Consider the following 19,982-nt stretch of genomic DNA (forward strand, 5'->3'; position numbering starts at 1 on the left):
GGAACAGGAGTCGCTGGGTGACGGGTACGGACGTGCAGAAGGAAGCAGAGGACTCGGGACCCAGCGGCTACGCGGCGGCCCGGCTGCGCCTCCTCACCGAGGAGGCGCGGTCCGGGCCGCCGCGCCGTGCGGCCCTGGCCGAACTCACGGACGACTGGCTCACCGGCCTGTTCACCGCGGGCGCGGAAGGGCTGCGCGGGGCCTCCCTGGTCGCCGTCGGCGGCTACGGACGCGGCGAACTCTCCCCGCGCAGCGACCTCGACCTGCTCCTGCTGCACGACGGCAGCGACCCCAAGGCGGTCGCCGCTCTCGCCGACCGGCTCTGGTACCCCGTCTGGGACCTGGGCCTGGCCCTCGACCACTCCGTCCGGACTCCCGCCGAGGCCCGCAAGACGGCCGGCGAGGACCTCAAGGTGCAGCTCGGCCTTCTGGACGCCCGGCACATCGCCGGTGACCTCGGTCTCACGGCCGGGCTGCGTACGGCCGTGCTGGCCGACTGGCGCAACCAGGCGCCCAGGCGCCTCCCCGAACTCCAGGAACTGTGCGCCGAACGCGCCGAGCGGCAGGGCGAGTTGCAGTACCTGCTGGAACCCGACCTGAAGGAGGCCCGGGGCGGACTGCGCGACGCCACCGCCCTGCGCGCCGTCGCCGCCTCCTGGCTCGCCGACGCCCCGCGCGAGGGCCTCGCCGACGCCCGGCGCCGGCTCCTCGACGTACGGGACGCACTGCACCTGACCACCGGGCGGGCGACCGACCGGCTCGCCCTTCAAGAGCAGGACCAGGTGGCCGCCGAGCTCGGCCTGCTCGACGCGGACACGCTGCTGCGGCAGGTGTACGAGGCGGCGCGGCTCGTCTCGTACGCCAGTGACGTCACCTGGCGCGAGGTGGGACGCGTGCTGCGGTCGCGCGCCGTGCGGCCCAGGCTGCGCGCCATGCTGGGCGGCGGGAAGCCGACCGCCGAGCGTTCTCCGCTGGCCGAAGGCGTGGTGGAGCAGGACGGCGAGGTGGTGCTCGCCCGTGCCGCACGCCCCGAGCGCGACCCCGTGCTGCCGCTGCGCGCCGCGGCCGCCGCCGCGCAGGCCGGACTCCCGCTCTCCCTGCACGCCGTACGGCGCGTGGCGGCCACCGTGCGCCTGCTGCCCACGCCCTGGCCCGCCGAGGCACGGGAACAGCTCGTCACCCTGCTCGGCTCCGGCCGCCCGACCATCGAGGTCTGGGAGGCGCTGGAGGCCGAGGGCCTGATCACCCGGCTGCTGCCCGACTGGGAACGGGTGCGCTGCCGCCCGCAGCGCAACGCCGTGCACATCTGGACCGTCGACCGGCATCTCATCGAGACCGCCGTACAAGCCTCCGAGTTCACCCGCCGGGTCAGCCGCCCCGACCTGCTGCTGGTCGCCGCGCTGCTGCACGACATCGGCAAGGGCTGGCCCGGCGACCACTCGGTGGCCGGCGAGATCATCGCCAAGGACGTGGCCGCCCGCATCGGCTTCGACCGCCACGACGTGACGGTCATCGCCACTCTCGTACGGCACCACCTGCTGCTGGTCGAGACGGCCACCCGGCGTGACCTGGAGGACCCGGCCACGGTGCGCTCGGTCGCCGAGGCCGTCGGCTCCGAGGGCACCCTGGAACTGCTGCACGCGCTCACCGAGGCCGACGCCCTGGCCACCGGACCGGCCGCCTGGTCGTCCTGGCGCGGCTCGCTCGTCGCCGACCTCGTCAGGCGGGTCGCGGCCGTGCTCGCCGGGGACGCCCCGGCCGACCCCGAGGAGGCCGCGCCGACCGCCGAGCAGGAGCGGCTCGCCATCGAGGCGGTCGCGACGGGCAGCCCGGTCCTCTCCCTGCGGGCACAGACCGAGCCGCCCGCCGGGCAGGAGCCGTCCGGCGACCCGGAGCCGCTGGGTGTGGAGCTGCTCATCGCCGTTCCCGACCAGCCGGGTGTGCTGCCCGCGGTGGCCGGTGTCCTCGCCATGCACCGGCTGACCGTCCGCACGGCGGAGCTGCGGTCCCTGAACCTCCCGGACGGCGTCGACGGCTCCGTCCTGCTGCTGGACTGGCGGGTCGCCGCCGAGTACGGCTCCCTGCCGCAGGCCGCCCGCCTCCGCGCCGACCTCGTGCGGGCGCTGGACGGCTCCCTGGACATCGCGGGCCGCCTCGCCGAACGGGACGCGGCCTATCCGCGCCGCCGGGGCGTGGTGGCCCCGCCGCCCCGGGTGTCGGTCCACCCGGCCGCCTCCCGGCTGGCCACCGTCATCGAGGTGCGCTCCCAGGACGCCCCGGGCCTGCTGTTCCGCATCGGCCGCGCCCTGGAGGACGCGAGCGTACTGGTGCGCAGCGCGCACGCTTCGACGCTCGGTGCCAACGCCGTGGACGCCTTCTACGTGACCGGCCCGGAGGGCGCGCCCCTGCCCGGCGACGAGGCCGAGTCGGTGGCGCGGAAGCTGGAGGAGACACTGCGTGGGTGAGGGCGACCCGGCGACTTGTCACGCCGGGATACCCTGGAGGGCGATTCCCCAGTCTGTCTCCGACCCCGAGGACCGCGAGCGCCGTGTTCGATACTCTTTCCGATCGCCTCTCAGCGACCTTCAAGAACCTGCGCGGCAAGGGACGGCTCTCCGAGGCGGACATCGACGCCACGGCGCGCGAGATCCGGATCGCGCTCCTCGAGGCGGACGTGGCGCTGCCGGTCGTCCGTACGTTCATCAAGAACGTCAAGGAGCGCGCGCTCGGAGCCGAGGTCTCCAAGGCGCTGAACCCGGCCCAGCAGGTCCTCAAGATCGTCAACGACGAACTGGTCACCATCCTCGGCGGCGAGACGCGGCGTCTGCGCTTCGCCAAGCAGCCGCCCACCGTGATCATGCTGGCGGGTCTCCAGGGTGCCGGTAAGACCACCCTCGCGGGCAAGCTCGGACGGTGGCTGAAGGAGCAGGGCCACTCGCCGCTGCTGGTCGCCTGTGACCTCCAGCGCCCGAACGCCGTGAACCAGCTCAGCGTCGTCGCCGAGCGCGCCGGTGTCGCCGTCTACGCGCCCGAGCCGGGCAACGGCGTCGGTGACCCGGTCAAGGTCGCCAAGGACTCCATCGAGCACGCCAGGACCAAGGTCCACGACATCGTGATCGTGGACACCGCCGGCCGCCTGGGCATCGACCAGGAGATGATGCGGCAGGCCGCGGACATCAGGGACGCGGTCAGCCCCGACGAGATCCTGTTCGTCGTCGACGCGATGATCGGTCAGGACGCCGTCAACACCGCCGAGGCCTTCCGCGACGGCGTCGGCTTCGACGGCGTGGTGCTCTCCAAGCTCGACGGTGACGCCCGTGGTGGTGCGGCCCTGTCGATCCGGCAGATCACCGGCAAGCCGATCATGTTCGCGTCGAACGGCGAGAAGCTCGACGACTTCGACGCCTTCCACCCGGACCGGATGGCCTCCCGCATCCTCGACATGGGTGACCTGCTCACCCTGATCGAGCAGGCGGAGAAGACCTTCGACCAGGCCGAAGCCCAGAAGATGGCCGAGAAGCTGGCCTCCAAGAAGGGCCAGGACTTCACCCTCGACGACTTCCTGGCCCAGATGGAGCAGGTCAGGAAGATGGGCTCCATCTCCAAGCTGCTCGGCATGCTCCCGGGCATGGGCCAGATGAAGGACCAGATCAACAACCTCGACGAGCGGGACGTCGACCGCACGGCCGCGATCATCAAGTCGATGACCCCGGGGGAGCGCCAGGACCCGACGATCATCAACGGCTCGCGCCGCGCCCGTATCGCGCGGGGTTCCGGTGTCGAGGTCAGCGCGGTGAAGAACCTGGTCGAGCGGTTCTTCGAGGCCCGCAAGATGATGTCCCGCATGGCCCAGGGCGGCGGCATGCCCGGGATGCCCGGCATGCCGGGCATGGGCGGCGGTCCCGGCCGGGCGAAGAAGAAGCAGAAGCAGGCGAAGGGCAAGCAGCGCTCCGGCAACCCGATGAAGCGCAAGCAGCAGGAGCAGGAGGCCGCCGCCCGCCGTGCGGCCGCCGCCGAGGGCGGAGGCGCCTTCGGACTGCCGCAGCAGGGCGCCAAGGACTTCGAACTCCCCGACGAGTTCAAGAAGTTCATGGGCTGACCCGCCCGCTCCCGCACGACACGGGTTTCTGAACGGCACTGAGGGCGCCCCCCTTCGCAAAGGGGGGCGCCCTCAGTGGTTCCTCGCCGACTCTCCGGTCAGGTGTTCGGGAACTTCCAGATGTAGGGCTCGCCGTCCTCCTCGGACCAGTGGACCTCGACGCTCTTGGCGTTCGCAGGGATCACGTACGTCTCGCAGAAGACATGGCTCTCGCCCTGCTTCCAGCTCTCGACGTCGTACGGGTCCTCGCAGCCCGCCGCGTCGTCGGACGCGCCGATGAGGACGCTGCCGCGCTGCCCGTCGGCGAAGATCGTGGTGCCGTCGTGCACGTCGGAGCCGTCGGTGAGGGCGGGCCCGCTCTTGTGCGTGTACTTCACGTGGGCGACGGCCAGCACCATGCCCTTGACCTTGTCCGGCTGCGACACGGCCTTGGCCGCCTCCGCCTCGGTGCCCACGTCGACCTTCTGCGCCACGACGTCGTAGGTGACCGCTCCCGGGTCCTCCGCGACCTCGCCCGTGGCGCTCTCGCCGGTCCCCAGCTCGCCGCCGGACGTCGGCTCCGGCGACGGGAAGACCTTGGCCTTCTCGGTGTGCAGATGTGTAGGTCCCCCGAGCGGTGGAGCACATTAAGCGTTCATGATCCACTTGGTGAAACCAAAAGCACCCCATGGTGCCTTCTTCACACCATTCACACCTGCACTGAAGACCTGTCCGTCACGGAGTGCGGGCGATCAGATACCGGAACACGTTCGGCATCCACACCGTCCCGTCCTGCCGCTGGTGCGGATGCAGAGCCTCGGTCAGCTCCTTGTCCACCTGCACCTGGTCCGTCGCCGTGATCGCCGCGTCGAACAGCCCCGTCGACTTGAGCCCACGCACCGCGCTGTCCACATCGGCGTACCCGAAGGGGCACGCCACCCGCCCGGACCCGTCCGGCTTGAGACCCGCCCGCTGGGCGACCTCCTCCAGGTCGTCGCGGAGGGCGGGACGCCAGCTGCCCGTGCTGCGCAGCGGCTCCGCCAGCTTGGTGGCGACCCGCAGCACGGACGTCGTGGCGCACCGCTCCGGCGGACCCCAGCCGGCCAGCACCACGGCCGCTCCGCGCCCCGCCAGCGGCGTCGCTTCCGCGAGCAGCCCGCCCAGCCCCTCCGAGTCGCCCGCGAGGCACCCGATCGGCTCGAAGGCGGTCACCAGGGTGTACGCGGGAGCGCCCGGCTCCACCGTGTCCCGCGGTGAGCCGTCGACCAGCCGGGTGCCCGCACGCGCGCGCGTGGCCCAGGCCGCGGGCAGCAGCCGCTCCCGTGCGAGGGCCATTCTTTCGGGGGAAGCGTCGACACCGGTGACCGTCGCTCCCCGGGCGGTGGCCATCAGCAGGGCGAGTCCGGAACCGCAGCCGAGGCCGAGCAGCCGCGTCGCGGGACCCACGTCCAGTCGCTCGTAGACGGCCTCGTAGAGCGGTACGAGCATCCGCTCCTGGATCTCGGACCAGTCACGCGCGCGTGCACACAGGTCCACGCGGGGTGCGGCCCCCGCGTGAGGCAGGTGCTGCCGCACGAGCGTAGGTGTCATAAGTAAGCGCCCCAATCCGCCGAGAGTTGCCTCTTGCCCGATTCCATGGCCCCCGTGACAGTGCGCTCGCACTACCCCCGTATGCCAGGAAACTCCCCCCTCGACCTGTCGTCCAGTGGAATGCGGCACGGCATATGAGTTGTCATGTGCCTATGGCGAGATTTCACATTCCGGCAACGTGGGCCCGTACCATCTCGCCATGGCCAAGGCACCCGTTCTCACCCCCCAGGCGGACGATTTCCCGCGCTGGTACCAGGACTTGATCACCAAGGCGGAGCTCGCCGACAACGGGCCGGTGCGCGGCACCATGGTCATCCGACCGTACGGATACGGGCTGTGGGAGCGGATGCAGGCGGAGATGGACGCCCGTATCAAGGAGACGGGCACCCAGAACGCGTACTTCCCGCTGCTGATCCCGCAGTCGTACCTCACGCGCGAGGCGGACCACGTCGAGGGCTTCGCGCCGGAACTCGCGGTCGTCACGCACGGCGGCGGCAAGGAACTGGAGGAGCCGGCGGTCGTCCGCCCCACCTCCGAGATGATCATCAACGCCTCCTTCTCGAAGTGGGTGCAGAGCTACCGCGATCTGCCGCTGCTCATCAACCAGTGGGCGAACGTCGTCCGCTGGGAGCTGCGGCCCCGTCTCTTCCTGCGCACCACCGAGTTCCTCTGGCAGGAGGGCCACACCGCGCACGCCACGTACGAGGAGGCGCGCGATTTCGCCGCGCACATTCACCGGCAGGTCTACGAGGACTTCATGGTGAACGTCCTCGCCATGGACGTCGTCCCCGGCCGCAAGACCGTCAGGGAGCGGTTCGCCGGTGCCGTCAACACCCTCACGCTCGAAGGCATGATGGGTGACGGCAAGGCCCTCCAGATGGCCACCAGCCACGAACTGGGCCAGAACTTCGCCAAGGCCTTCAACACGCAGTACCTGTCGAAGGACGGCCGGCAGGAGCTGGTCTGGCAGACCTCCTGGGGTTCCACCACCCGCATGATCGGCGCCCTGGTGATGATGCACGGCGACGACAACGGCCTGCGTGTCCCGCCGCGGCTGGCGCAGATCCAGGCCGTGGTGCTCGCGATCAAGGGCGACGAAGCGGTTCTGGCCAAGGTCCGCGAGCTCGGCGACCGGCTGAAGGCGGCCGGAGTCCGTGTCCACGTCGACGACCGCACCGACATCCCCTTCGGCCGCCGCGCCGTCGACTGGGAGCTCAAGGGCGTGCCGGTCCGGATCGAGATCGGCCCGCGTGACCTGGAGAACGGCACGGCGATGCTGGCCCGCCGCATTCCGGGCGGCAAGAAGCCGGTCGCTCTGGACGCCCTGGAGTCGCAGCTGCCGAAGGTCCTCGAAGAGGACCATGCCCTGCTGCTGAGGCAGTCCCGGGAGCGCCGCGAATCCCGTACCGCCGAGGTCTCGACGATCGACGAGGCCGTCGAGGCCACGGGCGCCGGCGGCTGGGCCCGCATTCCGTGGGCGGTGCTCGGCGAGGAGGGCGAAGCCAAGCTGGCCGATCACGCGGTGAGCGTGCGGTGTCTGGTCGCCGAGGACGGGTCGGTGCCGGACGCCGACGACGCACCCGGTAACGTCGCGATCGTCGCACGCGCTTACTGAGGCGCGGCGCGCTCACCCAGTGGGACGCAAGGCGGCCGAAACACCTCTTGCACACCAGCGGACCCCTGCTTCCCCGGCGCGCGGATAAGGTCCACGCGCCGAGCGAGAGGGGCGGCCCGAAGGGCCTCGGTTGAGGGTGGTGGCGGGAGACGGGTGGGCGTACGCGGAGCTACGCACCACCTTGTGGTGAGCTGTGAGGCTTCTCCACAGATCAGCGCACCCGCCCTCGTCGGGACGCATCAGAGGCAACTGACGGGTACGTGCAAATTATTTGGGATGCCCCGGAATCGGAACACTGGGGCACCCCGGCTCGTTGTCATTACGTGAGCACGACACAGACACCACCTGTTCTCGCCGCAGAGCTGGCACAGGCGTGGGCCGACATTCAGCGGTACCACCCCGAGCTGCCCGACCTTGCCGCGCCAGAGTCCCTGATCGGGGAGTCGTCGTCCGCGTGCGGTCACGAGCTCTCCTTCGAGCGACTGCTCCATGAGGCAGTCCATGGCATCGCCGCCGCCCGCGGCGTCCGCGACACCTCCCGTGCCGGCCGCTACCACAACCGCAGATTCCTCGCTATCGCCGAGGAGCTGGGCCTGGACCACCCCGAGGAACCGCATCCCAGCAGCGGCTTCTCCCTGGTCACGCTCACCCCCGAGGCGAAGCGCCGCTACCGCCCGACGATGGAGCGCCTCCAGCGCGCCCTCAAGGCGCACACGGCCGCGACCTCCTCCGACACCTCCCGCACCTTCCGGGGCCCGGCCGCCCGCCACGGCTCCTCCGGCGGCGGCGTCCGCGTCAAGGCGGTCTGCGACTGCGGCCGCAACGTACGCGTCGTGCCGTCGGTCCTCGCCCAGGCACCGATCGTCTGCGGCGGCTGCGGCAAGCCGTTCCGCATCCCGGACGTCGTGGGAGCGGGAGCGGTGGTCGGCTGACGTCCGCAACCGGCATCTCGTGGCTGCCGGTCGGGACAGCACCGCCGCTGCCGGGCAGGGCACCCGACGTACTTCACCTCCACGCCGGGTGCCACTCCGGCATGCCCGCGCGCGGCTCACCCCCTGGCCAAAGGCGACCTCAGGGTGTGGCACAATGGCTAGCTGTACTCGACAGCCGCACAGGACCCCTCTCTCCTCCGGCTGACGCGTCCATCGGGCACTCGGGTACCGCAACCCCACGCGGCCATCTCGCCGTGCCCAACCACGTCAAATCCAGGAGAACCCACTCCCGTGGCAGTCAAGATCAAGCTGAAGCGTCTGGGCAAGATCCGTTCGCCTCACTACCGCATCGTCGTCGCCGACTCCCGTACCCGTCGTGACGGTCGTGCGATCGAGGAGATCGGCAAGTACCACCCGACGTACAACCCGTCGGTGATCGAGGTCGACGCCGAGCGTGTGGCGTACTGGCTCGGTGTCGGCGCCCAGCCGACCGAGCCCGTGCTCGCCATCCTCAAGAAGACCGGCGACTGGCAGAAGTTCAAGGGCGAGCCCGCCCCGGCTCCGCTGCTGACGCAGCCCGAGAAGGCCGCGCGCCCGTCGTTCGAGGCTCTCGGCGGTGACGACGAGGGCAAGGGTGAGGCGATCACCCAGAAGAAGAAGGCTGAGAAGAAGGACGAGGCCTCCGCCGAGTCCGCTTCGACCGAGGCCTGAGCATGCTCGAGGAGGCTCTCGAGCACCTCGTGAAGGGCATCGTCGACAACCCTGACGATGTGCAGGTCGCCTCGCGCGACCTGCGCCGCGGGCGGGTGCTCGAGGTCCGGGTCCACCCGGACGACCTCGGCAAGGTGATCGGCCGTAACGGCCGCACCGCACGCGCTCTGCGTACCGTCGTGGGCGCCATCGGCGGTCGTGGTGTCCGCGTCGACCTCGTCGACGTGGATCACGTCCGCTGACGCTTATCGCAACCGGCTCGGGCCGGGGAGGGCCTAGGGCCTCCCCGGCCCGCAGTCGTATGACAGGAGAATGGACACGTGCAGCTGGTAGTCGCACGGATCGGCCGTGCCCATGGCATCAAGGGCGAGGTCACCGTCGAGGTACGGACCGACGAGCCCGAACTGAGGCTCGCCCCCGGCGCCGTGCTCGCCACCGATCCCGCCTCCGCGGGACCGCTCACCATCGAGACGGGCCGCGTCCACAGCGGCCGTCTCCTGTTGCGCTTCCAGGGCGTCAGCGACCGCACCGGCGCCGAGGCCCTGCGCAACACCCTCCTGATCGCCGAGGTCGACCCGGAGGAACTGCCCGAGGGCGAGGACGAGTACTACGACCACCAGCTCATCGACCTCGACGTGGTCACCGCGGACGGCACGGAGGTCGGCCGGATCACGGAGATCTCGCACCTGCCCACCCAGGACCTGTTCATCGTGGAGCGCCCGGACGGCAGCGAGGTGATGATCCCCTTCGTCGAGGAGATCGTCGCCGAGATCGACCTCGAGGAGCAGAAGGCCGTCATCACCCCGCCGCCGGGCCTGATCGACGACCGCGCCGAGATCGCCTCCAGCCGGGAAGACGCCTCCGGCCGGGAAGAGTCGTAATGCGTCTCGACGTCGTCACGATCTTCCCCGAGTACCTGGAACCTCTGAACGTCTCCCTCGTCGGCAAGGCGCGCGCGCGTGGCCAGCTGAACGTGCACGTCCACGACCTGCGTTCGTGGACCTACGACCGCCACAACACCGTCGACGACACGCCCTACGGCGGCGGCCCCGGCATGGTCATGAAAACCGAGCCCTGGGGAGAGGCGCTGGACTGCGTCCTGGCCGACGGCTACGAGACCGGCTCCCACGAGCCCGCCCTCATCGTTCCCACGCCCAGCGGCCGCCCCTTCACCCAGGAGCTCGCCGCCCACCTCTCCGAGCGCCCCTGGCTGATCTTCACGCCGGCCCGTTATGAAGGCATCGACCGGCGCGTCGTCGACGAGTACGCGACGCGCATGCCGGTGTACGAGGTGTCCATCGGCGACTACGTCCTGGCCGGCGGCGAGGCGGCCGTCCTCGTCGTCACGGAGGCCGTGGCGCGGCTGCTGCCCGGCGTCCTGGGCAACGCCGAGTCCCACCGGGACGACTCCTTCGCGCCCGGCACCATGGCGAGCCTGCTGGAGGGGCCCGTCTACACCAAGCCGCCCCAGTGGCGCGGCCGGGACATCCCCGATGTGCTGCTCAGCGGCCACCACGGGAAGATCGCCCGCTGGCGCCGGGACGAGGCCCTGAAGCGCACGACGGCCCACCGGCCCGACCTCATCGAGCGGTGCGACCCCAAGGCCTTCGACAAGAAGGACCGCGAGATGCTGTCCATCCTGGGCTGGGAACCCGACCCGGCGGGGGAGTCGTACGGCCGATTTTGGCGCAGGACCCAGGGCGTGGAAGAATAGCCAGCTGTTGTGCGTCCGTCCGGCGTGCGCCCCTGCCACAGGGGGAGACGACGCCCGCTCCGACCCGCACAGCCCTGATCCAAACACCTAGTTTCCGTTGATGACCTGTGGCATTAGCGAAGAAAGCAGACGAAATGTCCCACCTGCTCGACACCGTCGACTCCGCGTCGCTGCGCAGTGACGTCCCCGCCTTCCGCCCGGGCGACACGGTCAACGTGCACGTCCGCGTCATCGAGGGCAACCGCTCCCGCGTGCAGCAGTTCAAGGGCGTCGTGATCCGCCGCCAGGGTTCCGGCGTGCGCGAGACCTTCACGGTCCGCAAGGTCTCCTTCTCCGTCGGCGTCGAGCGCACCTTCCCGGTGCACACCCCGATCGTGGAGAAGATCGAGCTCGTCACCAAGGGTGACGTCCGTCGCGCCAAGCTGTACTACCTGCGCGAGCTGCGCGGCAAGGCCGCGAAGATCAAGGAGAAGCGCGAGAGCTGAGCGCTCTCCGGGGTTCACATCGGGGCCGGATAGCATCTGGCTCCGATGGACACCGAAGCACAGCCGACGGAGCGCGACCGCTCCTCCCGCCCTTCCGACTCCGAGGACACCTCGGATCCCGGAGGGCCGGAGGAACGGTCGCGTTTCGCGTTGTCGCGTGTCACCGAGTGGGTCCCGGGCGGCCGGATCACTCTGACGCTGCTGGCCTGCCTGCTCTTCCTGCTGCTGCTCAGCACGTTCGTGCTGCGGCCGTTCCAGATCCCCAGCGGATCCATGGAACAGGGATTGAGGATCGGGGACCGGGTTCTCGTAAACAAGTTGGCGTACCGTTTCGGTGCCGAGCCGCAGCGGGGAGACATCGTCGTGTTCGACGGGACCGGGTACTTCGGGCACGCGGACTACATCAAGCGCGTTGTAGGCGTGGGGGGAGACCACGTGGTCTGCTGCGACAAGGAGGGGAGGATCCAGGTGAACGGCCGGCCGGTCGACGAGTCGGGCTTCCTGTACCCCGGCGACAGCCCGTCCGCGGTGCCCTTCGACGTCGTCGTGCCCGCCGGCACCCTGTTCGTCCTCGGCGACCACCGCGGCGACTCCAGCGACTCCCGCGACCACCTCGGCTCGCCGGGCGGCGGCATGGTCCCGGTCGACGAGGTGATCGGCCGCGCCGACTGGATCGTCTGGCCCTTCGGCCACGCCACCCGGCTGCACCGCCCCGACGCCTACACGCGCGTGCCCGCCCCCGCCGCCGGAAGGGCGGGCGCCCATGGGTAACCGCGGCAAACCGCGCGGCGCCCCCGCCAGCCCCGCGGACAACCTGCTGCCCACCGGCGCCCGGCGCGCCGCCAGCCCGGCCGGCGGCCGTACGCGCGCCGAGCGGCGCAAGCTCCAGAAGAAGGTCAAGCGGCGCCGCAGGCGCGGTGCCGTCAAGGAGGTACCTCTCCTCGTCGGCGTCGCCGTCCTCATAGCGCTCGTGCTGAAGACGTTCCTCGTCCAGGCCTTCGTCATCCCGTCCGGCTCCATGGAGCAGACGATCCAGATCGGCGACCGCGTCCTGGTCGACAAGCTCACCCCGTGGTTCGGCTCCAGGCCGCAGCGCGGGGACGTCGTCGTCTTCAAGGATCCCGGCGGCTGGCTCCAGGATGAGCAGACCACCTCGCCGAAGGACGACCCCGTCGTCATCAAGCAGGTCAAGGAAGGGCTCACGTTCATCGGCCTGCTGCCGTCCGACAACGAGAAGGACCTCATCAAGCGGGTCGTGGGCGTCGGCGGAGACCGCGTCAAGTGCTGTGACGCGCAAGGGCGCGTGACCGTCAACGGCATCCCGCTGAACGAGGACTACCTGTACCCCGGCGTCGCCCCGTCCGACACGCCGTTCGACATCACCGTCCCCCGGGACGGCTGTGGGTGATGGGCGACCACCGGAACAACTCCGCGGACTCCCGCGCCCACCAGGACACCGACTACGGTGGCACGGTCTCCGAGGAGGAGGTCGTGGGCCGCGCCATGGTCATCGCCTGGCCCTTCGGGCACTGGAGCACCCTGGAGGAACCGAACACCTACGCCTCCGTGTCCGACTCGGCCACCGGGTCGACCGCTGCTCCCGACCTGTCGCATAGGGTTGCCTCCTACGATTCGAACGGAACGATCCAGCTCCCGACCCCTGCGGAACTCCCGCTCGTTATGGGAGTGGTAGGCCTGCGTCGTGTATGGGGCAGGCGGCGGCACAGAGTGAGGAGTTGGCGTGGGGGATGTGGCGGTTGGCGCACGGTCCGGACACGACGGCGAGGAGCACCGCGGACGTCCCGCGGGATCCGCCGTCCCGGCCGCGGACAGCGCCGTGACCTCCGGGAGTGACTCCGGGGCAGCCGAGGACGACAGGGTGACAGGCGAGTACGGCACAGCCGAGGGCCAGGGGCCGGGCGGCACGGCCCGGACACCGAAGAAGCCACGCTCCTTCTGGAAGGAGCTGCCCATCCTGATCGGCATCGCGCTGGTGCTCGCGCTGCTGATCAAGACCTTCCTGGTGCAGGCGTTCTCCATCCCCTCCGACTCCATGCAGAACACCCTCCAGCAGGGCGACCGCGTCCTGGTCGACAAGCTGACCCCCTGGTTCGGCTCCGAGCCCGAGCGTGGCGAGGTCGTCGTCTTCCACGACCCCGACAACTGGCTCGCCGGCGAGCCGACGGCGGATCCGAACGCCTTGCAGACCTTCCTCAGCTGGATCGGCCTCATGCCGTCCGCCGAGGAGAAGGACCTCATCAAGCGGGTCGTCGGCGTCGGCGGCGACACGGTCGAGTGCAACGGCACTGGCCCGCTCACGGTCAACGGCAAGGCGCTGGACGAGCGGTCGTACGTCTACCCCGGCAACACGCCGTGCAGCGTCGACGACCAGGGCGGTCAATTCAAGGTAAAGGTTCCCAAGGGCTACATCTGGGTCATGGGCGACCACCGGCAGAACTCCCGGGACTCCCGCTACAACCAGTCGGACAAGCACAAGGGCATGGTCCCGGTGAAGGACGTCGTCGGCCGGGCCATCGTCATCGCCTGGCCGATCAACCGCTGGGACAACCTGCCCGTGCCGGACACCTTCGACCAGACCGGTCTGGACGCCCGGTCGGCCGCGGCCGGTCTGGCGGTGGCGCCGCAGGGGCTGGCGCTGCTGGGCGTGGTGCCGGTGGTGCTGTGGCGCCGCAGGAAGCAGTGATCCCGACGGCGGGCTGACCCCGGTCGGTACCCCCGGGTAGGGTGCGGACCCATGGGTGGCGAGAGCATGACGCACACGGCCCCGCGCAGCGGCGGCACAGGCTCGGGCCCGGTGGGCAGCCCGACCGGACAGCGGTTGTCCGGGCTGGCCGTCGCACTGGGCCTTGTGCTGTTCCTCGGGGGGTTCGCCTGGGGAGCGGTGGTCTACCGGCCGTACACCGTGCCCACCAGCTCGATGACACCGACGATCGACGCGGGCGACCGGATGCTGGCGCAGCGCGTCGACGGTGCTGACGTGCGCCGCGGCGATGTCGTCGTCTTCAAGGACGCCACTTGGGGCAATGTGCCGATGGTCAAGCGCGTGGTCGCCGTCGGCGGCGACACGGTCTCCTGCTGCCAGGACGGCAAGCTGACGGTCAACGGCAAGGAGATCGACGAGCCGTACCTGCCCGAGGGCACACCGGCGGAGATCACCGGCTTCCCGACCGTGACCGTCCCCAAGGGGCGCCTGTTCCTGCTCGGCGACGAGCGCGGCAGTTCCCTGGACTCCACCGCCCACCTGACCGACGCCGTCGGCGGAACGGTGTCACGCGGCGCCGTGGACGCGCGCGTGGACGCCGTCGTGTGGCCCATGAACGGCATGCTGGCGCGCCCCACCGGCTTCGAGGCCCTCGGCGCCCTCTCCTCACCCGGACCGCTGCGGACGATCACCGCGCTGGTGATCGCCGGCGCCGTGCTCGTCCTGGGCGGGGGCGCCTACGGTCCCATCGCCAAGCGCACGGACGCGGCCCGGGCCCGGCGGGCGAGCGCGGAGCACGCAGGTGTCCGCTGAGGCCGTGGGAGAGGGCCAGGGCACCTACGAGGGTGATCTGCGCAAGGTGGCCCGGGTCGTGCTGCTCGACCCGCAGGACCGCATCCTGCTGCTGCACGGGCACGAGCCGGACGATTTGGCCGACGACTGGTGGTTCACTCCCGGTGGCGGTGTGGAGGGCGAGGAGAGCCGTGAGGAGGCCGCCCTGCGGGAACTCGCCGAGGAGACCGGCATCACCGAGGTCGAGCTGGGCCCGGTGCTGTGGCGGCGGAGATGTTCCTTCCCGTTCGCGGGCCGCCGCTGGGACCAGGACGAGTGGTACTTCCTGGCTCGCACGGACCGCACGGCGGTCGAGGCCGTGGGGCTGACCGAGCTGGAGCGGCGCAGTGTCGCCGGAGCGCGCTGGTGGACGTGCCCGGAACTTTCCCGGGCACATGAGACGGTGTATCCGACGAGACTCGCCGGGCTGCTGCGCACGCTGCTCGACGAAGGTCCCCCGGCCAGGCCCGTGATCCTTGACCCGGAAATCGTCTAGGGGCGCACGGGACTGGCGCACAATGGTGGGATCGCACGGCTGAAGGGGAACATGCCATGAGCGCCGAGGACCTCGAGAAGTACGAGACCGAGATGGAGCTGAAGCTCTACCGGGAGTACCGCGATGTCGTCGGTCTGTTCAAATACGTGATCGAGACCGAGCGGCGCTTCTACCTGACCAACGACTACGAGATGCAGGTGCACTCGGTCCAGGGTGAGGTGTTCTTCGAGGTGTCCATGGCGGATGCCTGGGTGTGGGACATGTACCGGCCGGCGCGGTTCGTGAAGCAGGTCCGGGTTCTCACGTTCAAGGACGTGAACATCGAGGAGCTGAACAAGAGCGATCTCGAGCTGCCGAGCGGGTGACGTTCACCCAGGAGGGTGGCGGGGTTTTCCACAGCCGTTGAGCTGTCCACCAAGATCCACTTCGTGGGGACGGGTGCGTGATCGTTGGCGCCGGAGGTGGTGCCGACATGAACGCACGCGGTGCGATGGGCAGGTATGGAGAGACTCTGGCGGCCCGGCGGCTGGCGGAGACCGGACTGACGGTCCTGGAGCGCAACTGGCGCTCCGGCCGGACCGGTGAGATCGACATCGTGGCCAGGGACGGGGACGTCCTGGTCGTCTGCGAGGTGAAGACCCGCAGGGAGGGTCCCTTCGAGCATCCGATGGCCGCCGTGACCCCACAGAAGGCGGAGCGGCTGCGGGACCTCGCCGAGCGGTGGATCCAGACGCACGGGGGCGCACCGCCCGGCGGGGTCCGCATCGACGTGGTCGGGGTGCTGCTGCCGTCCCGCGGCGCGGCCGTGGTCGAGCACGTGCGGGGGGTGGCCTGATGGCATTCGCCCGTACGTGTTCGGTGGCGCTGGTGGGCGTCGAGGGCGTGGTCGTCGAGGTCCAGGCCGACCTGGAGCCGGGCGTCGCGGCGTTCACGCTGGTGGGACTGCCCGACAAGAGCCTGACGGAGAGCCGGGACCGGGTGCGTGCCGCGGTCGTCAACTCGGGCGCGGCCTGGCCCCAGAAGAAACTCACGGTCGGCCTGAGCCCGGCATCCGTCCCCAAGAGCGGCAGCGGCTTCGACCTGGCCGTCGCCGCGGCGGTCCTCGGCGCGGCGGAACGCATCGACCCCCGGGTCCTCGCCGACATCGTGATGATCGGGGAGCTGGGACTGGACGGGCGGGTGCGGCCGGTGCGGGGGGTGTTGCCGGCGGTCCTGGCGGCTGCGGATGCCGGGTACGAGCAGGTGGTGGTGCCGGATTGCGCCGCCGCCGAAGCGTCCCTCGTGCCCGGCATCTCCGTACTGGGCGTCCGGAGCCTGCGCCAACTGATCGCCGTCCTGGCCGACGAACCCGTCCCCGACGAGGATCCGGACGAGCAGGGCCGCCCGGATCCGCTCCTCGCCGGCCTGCGGATGCCGGGCACGGGCGCCGCCACGGGCATGCACGGCGTCGGCGCGGCCCAGCACGAGGCCGGCCACGACCTGGCGGACGTCGTCGGGCAGATCTCGGCGCGCACGGCGGTGGAGGTGGCCGCTGCGGGCGGGCACCACCTGTTCCTGGAAGGGCCTCCCGGCGCCGGCAAGACGATGCTCGCGGAGCGGCTGCCCGCCATCCTGCCCCGGCTCGGCCGGCAGGAGTCGCTGGAGGTCACCGCGGTCCACTCGGTGGCGGGCCTGCTGCCCCCGGGCAAGCCCCTGATCGACGTCGCCCCCTACTGCGCCCCGCACCACTCGGCCACCATGCAGGCACTCGTCGGCGGCGGCCCCGGCATCGCACGGCCCGGCGCGGTGTCGCTGTCCCACCGGGGAGTCCTCTTCCTGGACGAGACGCCCGAGTTCAGCAGCCACGCCCTGGACGCCCTGCGCCAGCCGCTGGAGGCGGGGCATGTCGTCATCGCGCGCAGTGCCGGAGTGGTGCGCTTCCCGGCGAAGTTCCTGATGGTGCTCGCGGCCAACCCCTGCCCGTGCGGCCGGTTCTCGCAGCGGGACGACCTGTGCGAGTGCCCGCCCTCCGCGATCCGCCGCTACCAGGCCAGGCTCTCCGGCCCGCTGCTCGACCGGGTCGACCTGCGCGTCGAGGTGGACCGCGTCACCCGCACCGAGCTGACCTCCTCCGGCGCGCGCGGCGAGTCCACCGCGGCGGTCGCCGACCGGGTACGGGCGGCCCGGGAGCGGGCCACGGAGCGCCTCGCCGGCACTCCGTGGCGCACGAACAGCGAGGTACCGGGCCGCGAGCTGCGCAGCCGCTGGTTCGCCGTGTCAGGGGCGATGGACGAGGCCGAGCGGAGCCTGGAGCGCGGCGTCCTGACCGCCCGCGGCCTCGACCGTGTCCTGCGCGTGGCCTGGACCGTCGCCGATCTCGTCGGCCACGACCGGCCCGACGCGACGGACGTCGCCCTCGCGCTCCAGTTGCGCACCGGCGTCCCGAGGGGCGTCCCCATGGCCCTGGGAGCGCTGACGTGAGCGTCACCGGCGAACCGGACGAGGAACTGCTCACCCGGGTCTTTCTCGCCCGTGTCATCGAGCCCGGTGACGAGGTCGGTGGGCGGTGGGTGCGAGAGCTCGGGGTGCGGGAGCTGGCCCGGCGGCTGGCGGAGGGTGGGCGGCCCCTGGCCGGAGTGAGCGGGAAGCGGTGGAAGGGGCTGCTGGCCAGGGCCGAGGCGGCTCGGCCGCGTGAGGACCTCGCCGTCGCCCGGGAGGCCGGGGTGCGGTTCGTCGCGCCGGGGGACGCGGAGTGGCCGGGACAGCTCGATGATCTCGGGGATGCCCGGCCGCTGGGACTGTGGGTGCGTGGGCGGGCCAGTCTGCGGATGTGGGCGCTGAGGTCGGTGGCTGTCGTCGGCGCCCGCGCCTGCACCGAGTACGGGGCGCACATGGCGGCGAGCCTCGCCGCCGGCCTCGCCGAGCAGGGCTGGGTCGTGGTCTCCGGCGGCGCCTACGGAGTCGACGGCGCCGCCCACCGCGGCGCCCTCGGCGCGGGCGGCGCCACCGTCGCCGTCCTCGCCTGCGGCGTCGACCGCCCCTACCCGCGCGGACACACCCAGCTGATCAGGAGAATCGCCGAGCAGGGTCTGGTCATCGGCGAGTTGCCGCCCGGTGATCACCCGACACCGAGCCGGTTCATCCTGCGGAACCGCGTGATCGCGGCACTCACCCGCGGCACCGTGGTCGTCGAGGCCGCCCACCGCAGCGGCTCCCTGGTCACGGCTCGGGCGGCACAGCGCCTCGGTCGGCACACCATGGGCGTACCGGGCCCGGCCACCAGCGGACTGTCCGCCGGGGTGCACGAGCTGCTGCGCGGGGAGGCGGCCCTGGTCACCGACGCAGCGGACGTCGTCGAACTGGTCGGCGACATCGGACAGCTGGCCCCCGACCGGCGCGGCCCCGTCCTGCCACGGGACCTGCTGGAACCGGCCACGCGGCAGGTGCTCGCCGCGCTGCCGGGTGGCCGGGCGGCCCGGCCGGACGAGGTCGCGCGACGCGCACAGACCGCACAGGACGACGCGATCGCGAGACTGTACGAACTCCGAGCACTCGGTTACGTCGAACGACACGGCGACGGCTGGAAGTTGACACGCCAGGCGGTGATGTCGGTCCGCAGCGGGCCCGGACCATGCTGACCGCGCGTGTTCGGCCGTCCGGGGGAACCCCGACATCCCTTGGGAATTCCCCCAGTTGGGGTTCTCGGGTGATCACACCGAGCGAGTCCGCCGACCCGGTGGGACATCATTCGGAACGTATCCGTGCCCGCCTTGACCGCTGCCCTTCGCCCACCGCGACACCTCAGTCACGCTACGCTCACGAGGGTCCCGACACGGACAGGCAACTCGACATCAGTCAGACAGCCCACCCCAGCAGCACCACTTCGCAGCAGAACGGCACAAGGCGACGAATGCCCCAGCACACCTCCGGGTCCGACCGGGCGGCGATCCCCCCAGCCGCCCGTGACGGTGGCAGCGTGCGGCCGCCCGCTCCCTCGACGCTCGACGAGCTGTGGCGGTCGTACAAGGCGACGGGGGACGAGCGGCTGCGGGAGCAGCTGATCCTGCACTACTCGCCGCTCGTGAAGTACGTCGCCGGCCGGGTCAGCGTGGGCCTGCCGTCCAACGTCGAGCAGGCGGACTTCGTCTCTTCCGGGGTGTTCGGCCTGATCGACGCGATCGAGAAGTTCGACATCGACCGCGAGATCAAGTTCGAGACATACGCGATCACCCGGATCCGGGGCGCCATGATCGACGAGCTGCGGGCCCTGGACTGGATCCCCCGGTCGGTCCGGCAGAAGGCGCGCAACGTGGAGCGCGCGTACGCCACGCTGGAAGCGCGGCTGCGGCGGACGCCGACGGAGGGTGAGGTGGCCACCGAGATGGGCATCGCGGTGGAGGAACTCCACGCGGTGTTCAGCCAGTTGTCGCTGGCCAACGTGGTGGCCCTGGAGGAGCTGCTGCACGGCCGGGGCGAGGGCGGCGACGGGCTGAGCGTCATGGACACGCTGGAGGACACCGCCGCCGACAACCCGGTGGAGGTCGCCGAGGACCGGGAGCTCCGCAGGTTCCTCGCGCGGGCGATCAACACGCTGCCCGAGCGGGAGAAGACCGTGGTCACGCTGTACTACTACGAGGGGCTCACCTTGGCCGAGATCGGGAACGTGCTGGGTGTGACCGAGAGCCGGGTCAGCCAGATCCACACCAAGTCGGTGCTCCAGCTGAGAGCGAAACTGGCGAGCTTCGGCCGCTGACCTGGCAGAACGGTGACGGGTCGGCGGGAGCCTCTCCCGCCGGGCCTGGCACGTCCGTACAGTGGTTGACGTGCCA

At 71.0% G+C, this 19,982-nt stretch carries 20 protein-coding genes and 1 pseudogene; 19 read left to right on the forward strand and 2 right to left on the reverse strand.

Features of this window, described 5'->3' with window-relative positions; genetic code table 11:
- The first annotated feature begins 17 nt into the window (after positions 1-17).
- Together V8690_RS30880 and ffh are read left to right on the forward strand one after the other, a co-directional pair.
- Positions 18-2,465, forward strand: a complete 2,448-nt coding sequence (locus tag V8690_RS30880) for a [protein-PII] uridylyltransferase (protein ID WP_338783375.1) — start codon at positions 18-20, stop codon at positions 2,463-2,465.
- Positions 2,466-2,548: 83 nt separating this feature from the next.
- The gene (ffh, locus tag V8690_RS30885) at positions 2,549-4,099 is read left to right on the forward strand and encodes a signal recognition particle protein (RefSeq protein WP_338783376.1); all 1,551 of its coding nucleotides are present in this window, start codon (positions 2,549-2,551) and stop codon (positions 4,097-4,099) included.
- 98 nt (positions 4,100-4,197) lie between these two features.
- Here the strand turns inward: ffh and V8690_RS30890 are convergent, their stop codons facing one another.
- Positions 4,198-4,572: a hypothetical protein gene (locus tag V8690_RS30890; protein WP_338783377.1), complete on the reverse strand. Its 375-nt coding sequence runs from the start codon at positions 4,570-4,572 to the stop codon at positions 4,198-4,200.
- A 241-nt stretch (positions 4,573-4,813) separates the two neighbouring features.
- Positions 4,814-5,668, reverse strand: a complete 855-nt coding sequence (locus V8690_RS30895; protein WP_338783378.1) for a methyltransferase domain-containing protein — start codon at positions 5,666-5,668, stop codon at positions 4,814-4,816.
- Between the two features lie 199 nt (positions 5,669-5,867).
- On the opposite strand from V8690_RS30895, the gene proS reads away from it, so the two are divergent.
- The 17 genes and pseudogenes from proS (at position 5,868) to whiG (ending at position 19,906) form a co-directional block, all read left to right on the forward strand.
- Positions 5,868-7,283 carry a proline--tRNA ligase gene (gene proS / locus V8690_RS30900; RefSeq protein ID WP_338783379.1) on the forward strand — a complete coding sequence of 472 codons (1,416 nt, stop codon included), beginning with the start codon at positions 5,868-5,870 and terminating at the stop codon, positions 7,281-7,283.
- A 323-nt stretch (positions 7,284-7,606) separates the two neighbouring features.
- Positions 7,607-8,215, forward strand: coding sequence for a hypothetical protein (locus V8690_RS30905; RefSeq protein WP_338783380.1), 609 nt, complete (start codon positions 7,607-7,609; stop codon positions 8,213-8,215).
- Positions 8,216-8,506: 291 nt separating this feature from the next.
- Positions 8,507-8,926 carry a 30S ribosomal protein S16 gene (gene rpsP, locus V8690_RS30910; RefSeq protein WP_338783381.1) on the forward strand — a complete coding sequence of 140 codons (420 nt, stop codon included), beginning with the start codon at positions 8,507-8,509 and terminating at the stop codon, positions 8,924-8,926.
- Positions 8,927-8,928: 2 nt separating this feature from the next.
- Positions 8,929-9,168 (forward strand): RNA-binding protein, encoded by a 240-nt coding sequence (locus V8690_RS30915; protein WP_005479813.1) that lies wholly within the window; start codon positions 8,929-8,931, stop codon positions 9,166-9,168.
- A 78-nt stretch (positions 9,169-9,246) separates the two neighbouring features.
- Positions 9,247-9,807, forward strand: a complete 561-nt coding sequence (gene rimM / locus V8690_RS30920; RefSeq protein ID WP_338783382.1) for a ribosome maturation factor RimM — start codon at positions 9,247-9,249, stop codon at positions 9,805-9,807.
- Complete coding sequence (trmD, locus tag V8690_RS30925) at positions 9,807-10,640, forward strand: tRNA (guanosine(37)-N1)-methyltransferase TrmD (RefSeq protein WP_338783383.1); 834 nt, start codon at positions 9,807-9,809, stop codon at positions 10,638-10,640. The genes rimM and trmD overlap by 1 nt, the downstream gene beginning before the upstream one ends.
- A 134-nt stretch (positions 10,641-10,774) precedes the next feature.
- Positions 10,775-11,125, forward strand: a complete 351-nt coding sequence (gene rplS / locus V8690_RS30930) for a 50S ribosomal protein L19 (RefSeq protein ID WP_003993262.1) — start codon at positions 10,775-10,777, stop codon at positions 11,123-11,125.
- Between the two features lie 45 nt (positions 11,126-11,170).
- Entirely contained in the window at positions 11,171-11,896 is a 726-nt protein-coding gene (lepB, locus tag V8690_RS30935) for a signal peptidase I (protein WP_338783384.1), read from the forward strand.
- Positions 11,889-12,979, forward strand: a pseudogene (lepB, locus tag V8690_RS30940) (signal peptidase I). Before lepB (V8690_RS30935) ends, lepB (V8690_RS30940) begins: the two are co-directional and overlap by 8 nt.
- Positions 12,867-13,829 carry a signal peptidase I gene (lepB, locus tag V8690_RS30945; protein ID WP_338783385.1) on the forward strand — a complete coding sequence of 321 codons (963 nt, stop codon included), beginning with the start codon at positions 12,867-12,869 and terminating at the stop codon, positions 13,827-13,829. The pseudogene lepB (V8690_RS30940) and the gene lepB (V8690_RS30945) overlap by 113 nt, the downstream one beginning before the upstream one ends.
- A gap of 51 nt (positions 13,830-13,880) precedes the next feature.
- A complete protein-coding gene (lepB, locus tag V8690_RS30950) occupies positions 13,881-14,660 on the forward strand; it encodes a signal peptidase I (RefSeq protein WP_338783386.1) in 780 nt (259 codons plus the stop codon).
- Positions 14,650-15,174 (forward strand): NUDIX hydrolase, encoded by a 525-nt coding sequence (locus V8690_RS30955; protein WP_338783387.1) that lies wholly within the window; start codon positions 14,650-14,652, stop codon positions 15,172-15,174. The genes lepB (V8690_RS30950) and V8690_RS30955 overlap by 11 nt, the downstream gene beginning before the upstream one ends.
- A 56-nt stretch (positions 15,175-15,230) precedes the next feature.
- Complete coding sequence (locus V8690_RS30960; RefSeq protein ID WP_003993268.1) at positions 15,231-15,539, forward strand: DUF2469 domain-containing protein; 309 nt, start codon at positions 15,231-15,233, stop codon at positions 15,537-15,539.
- 77 nt (positions 15,540-15,616) lie between these two features.
- On the forward strand, positions 15,617-16,009 hold the full coding sequence (locus V8690_RS30965) for a YraN family protein (RefSeq protein ID WP_338783388.1): 393 nt from the start codon (positions 15,617-15,619) through the stop codon (positions 16,007-16,009).
- Positions 16,009-17,634 carry a YifB family Mg chelatase-like AAA ATPase gene (locus V8690_RS30970; protein ID WP_338783389.1) on the forward strand — a complete coding sequence of 542 codons (1,626 nt, stop codon included), beginning with the start codon at positions 16,009-16,011 and terminating at the stop codon, positions 17,632-17,634. The genes V8690_RS30965 and V8690_RS30970 overlap by 1 nt, the downstream gene beginning before the upstream one ends.
- Positions 17,631-18,791 carry a DNA-processing protein DprA gene (gene dprA, locus V8690_RS30975; protein ID WP_338783390.1) on the forward strand — a complete coding sequence of 387 codons (1,161 nt, stop codon included), beginning with the start codon at positions 17,631-17,633 and terminating at the stop codon, positions 18,789-18,791. The genes V8690_RS30970 and dprA overlap by 4 nt, the downstream gene beginning before the upstream one ends.
- A 272-nt stretch (positions 18,792-19,063) precedes the next feature.
- Positions 19,064-19,906: an RNA polymerase sigma factor WhiG gene (gene whiG, locus V8690_RS30980; protein ID WP_338783391.1), complete on the forward strand. Its 843-nt coding sequence runs from the start codon at positions 19,064-19,066 to the stop codon at positions 19,904-19,906.
- Positions 19,907-19,982: the final 76 nt, after the last annotated feature.

The organism is Streptomyces sp. DG1A-41 (genome assembly GCF_037055355.1).
Taxonomy (GTDB): Bacteria; Actinomycetota; Actinomycetes; order Streptomycetales; family Streptomycetaceae; genus Streptomyces.

Excerpts from the sequence above, each read along its gene's own strand:
- V8690_RS30895 (WP_338783378.1), bottom strand. The coding sequence starts at position 5,668 with ATGACACCTACGCTCGTGCGGCAGCACCTGCCTCACGCGGGGGCCGCA.
- proS (WP_338783379.1), top strand. The coding sequence starts at position 5,868 with ATGGCCAAGGCACCCGTTCTCACCCCCCAGGCGGACGATTTCCCGCGC.
- V8690_RS30915 (WP_005479813.1), top strand. The coding sequence starts at position 8,929 with ATGCTCGAGGAGGCTCTCGAGCACCTCGTGAAGGGCATCGTCGACAAC.
- trmD (WP_338783383.1), top strand. The coding sequence starts at position 9,807 with ATGCGTCTCGACGTCGTCACGATCTTCCCCGAGTACCTGGAACCTCTG.
- rplS (WP_003993262.1), top strand. The coding sequence starts at position 10,775 with ATGTCCCACCTGCTCGACACCGTCGACTCCGCGTCGCTGCGCAGTGAC.
- lepB (WP_338783384.1), top strand. The coding sequence starts at position 11,171 with ATGGACACCGAAGCACAGCCGACGGAGCGCGACCGCTCCTCCCGCCCT.
- lepB (WP_338783386.1), top strand. The coding sequence starts at position 13,881 with ATGGGTGGCGAGAGCATGACGCACACGGCCCCGCGCAGCGGCGGCACA.
- V8690_RS30960 (WP_003993268.1), top strand. The coding sequence starts at position 15,231 with ATGAGCGCCGAGGACCTCGAGAAGTACGAGACCGAGATGGAGCTGAAG.
- V8690_RS30970 (WP_338783389.1), top strand. The coding sequence starts at position 16,009 with ATGGCATTCGCCCGTACGTGTTCGGTGGCGCTGGTGGGCGTCGAGGGC.
- whiG (WP_338783391.1), top strand. The coding sequence starts at position 19,064 with ATGCCCCAGCACACCTCCGGGTCCGACCGGGCGGCGATCCCCCCAGCC.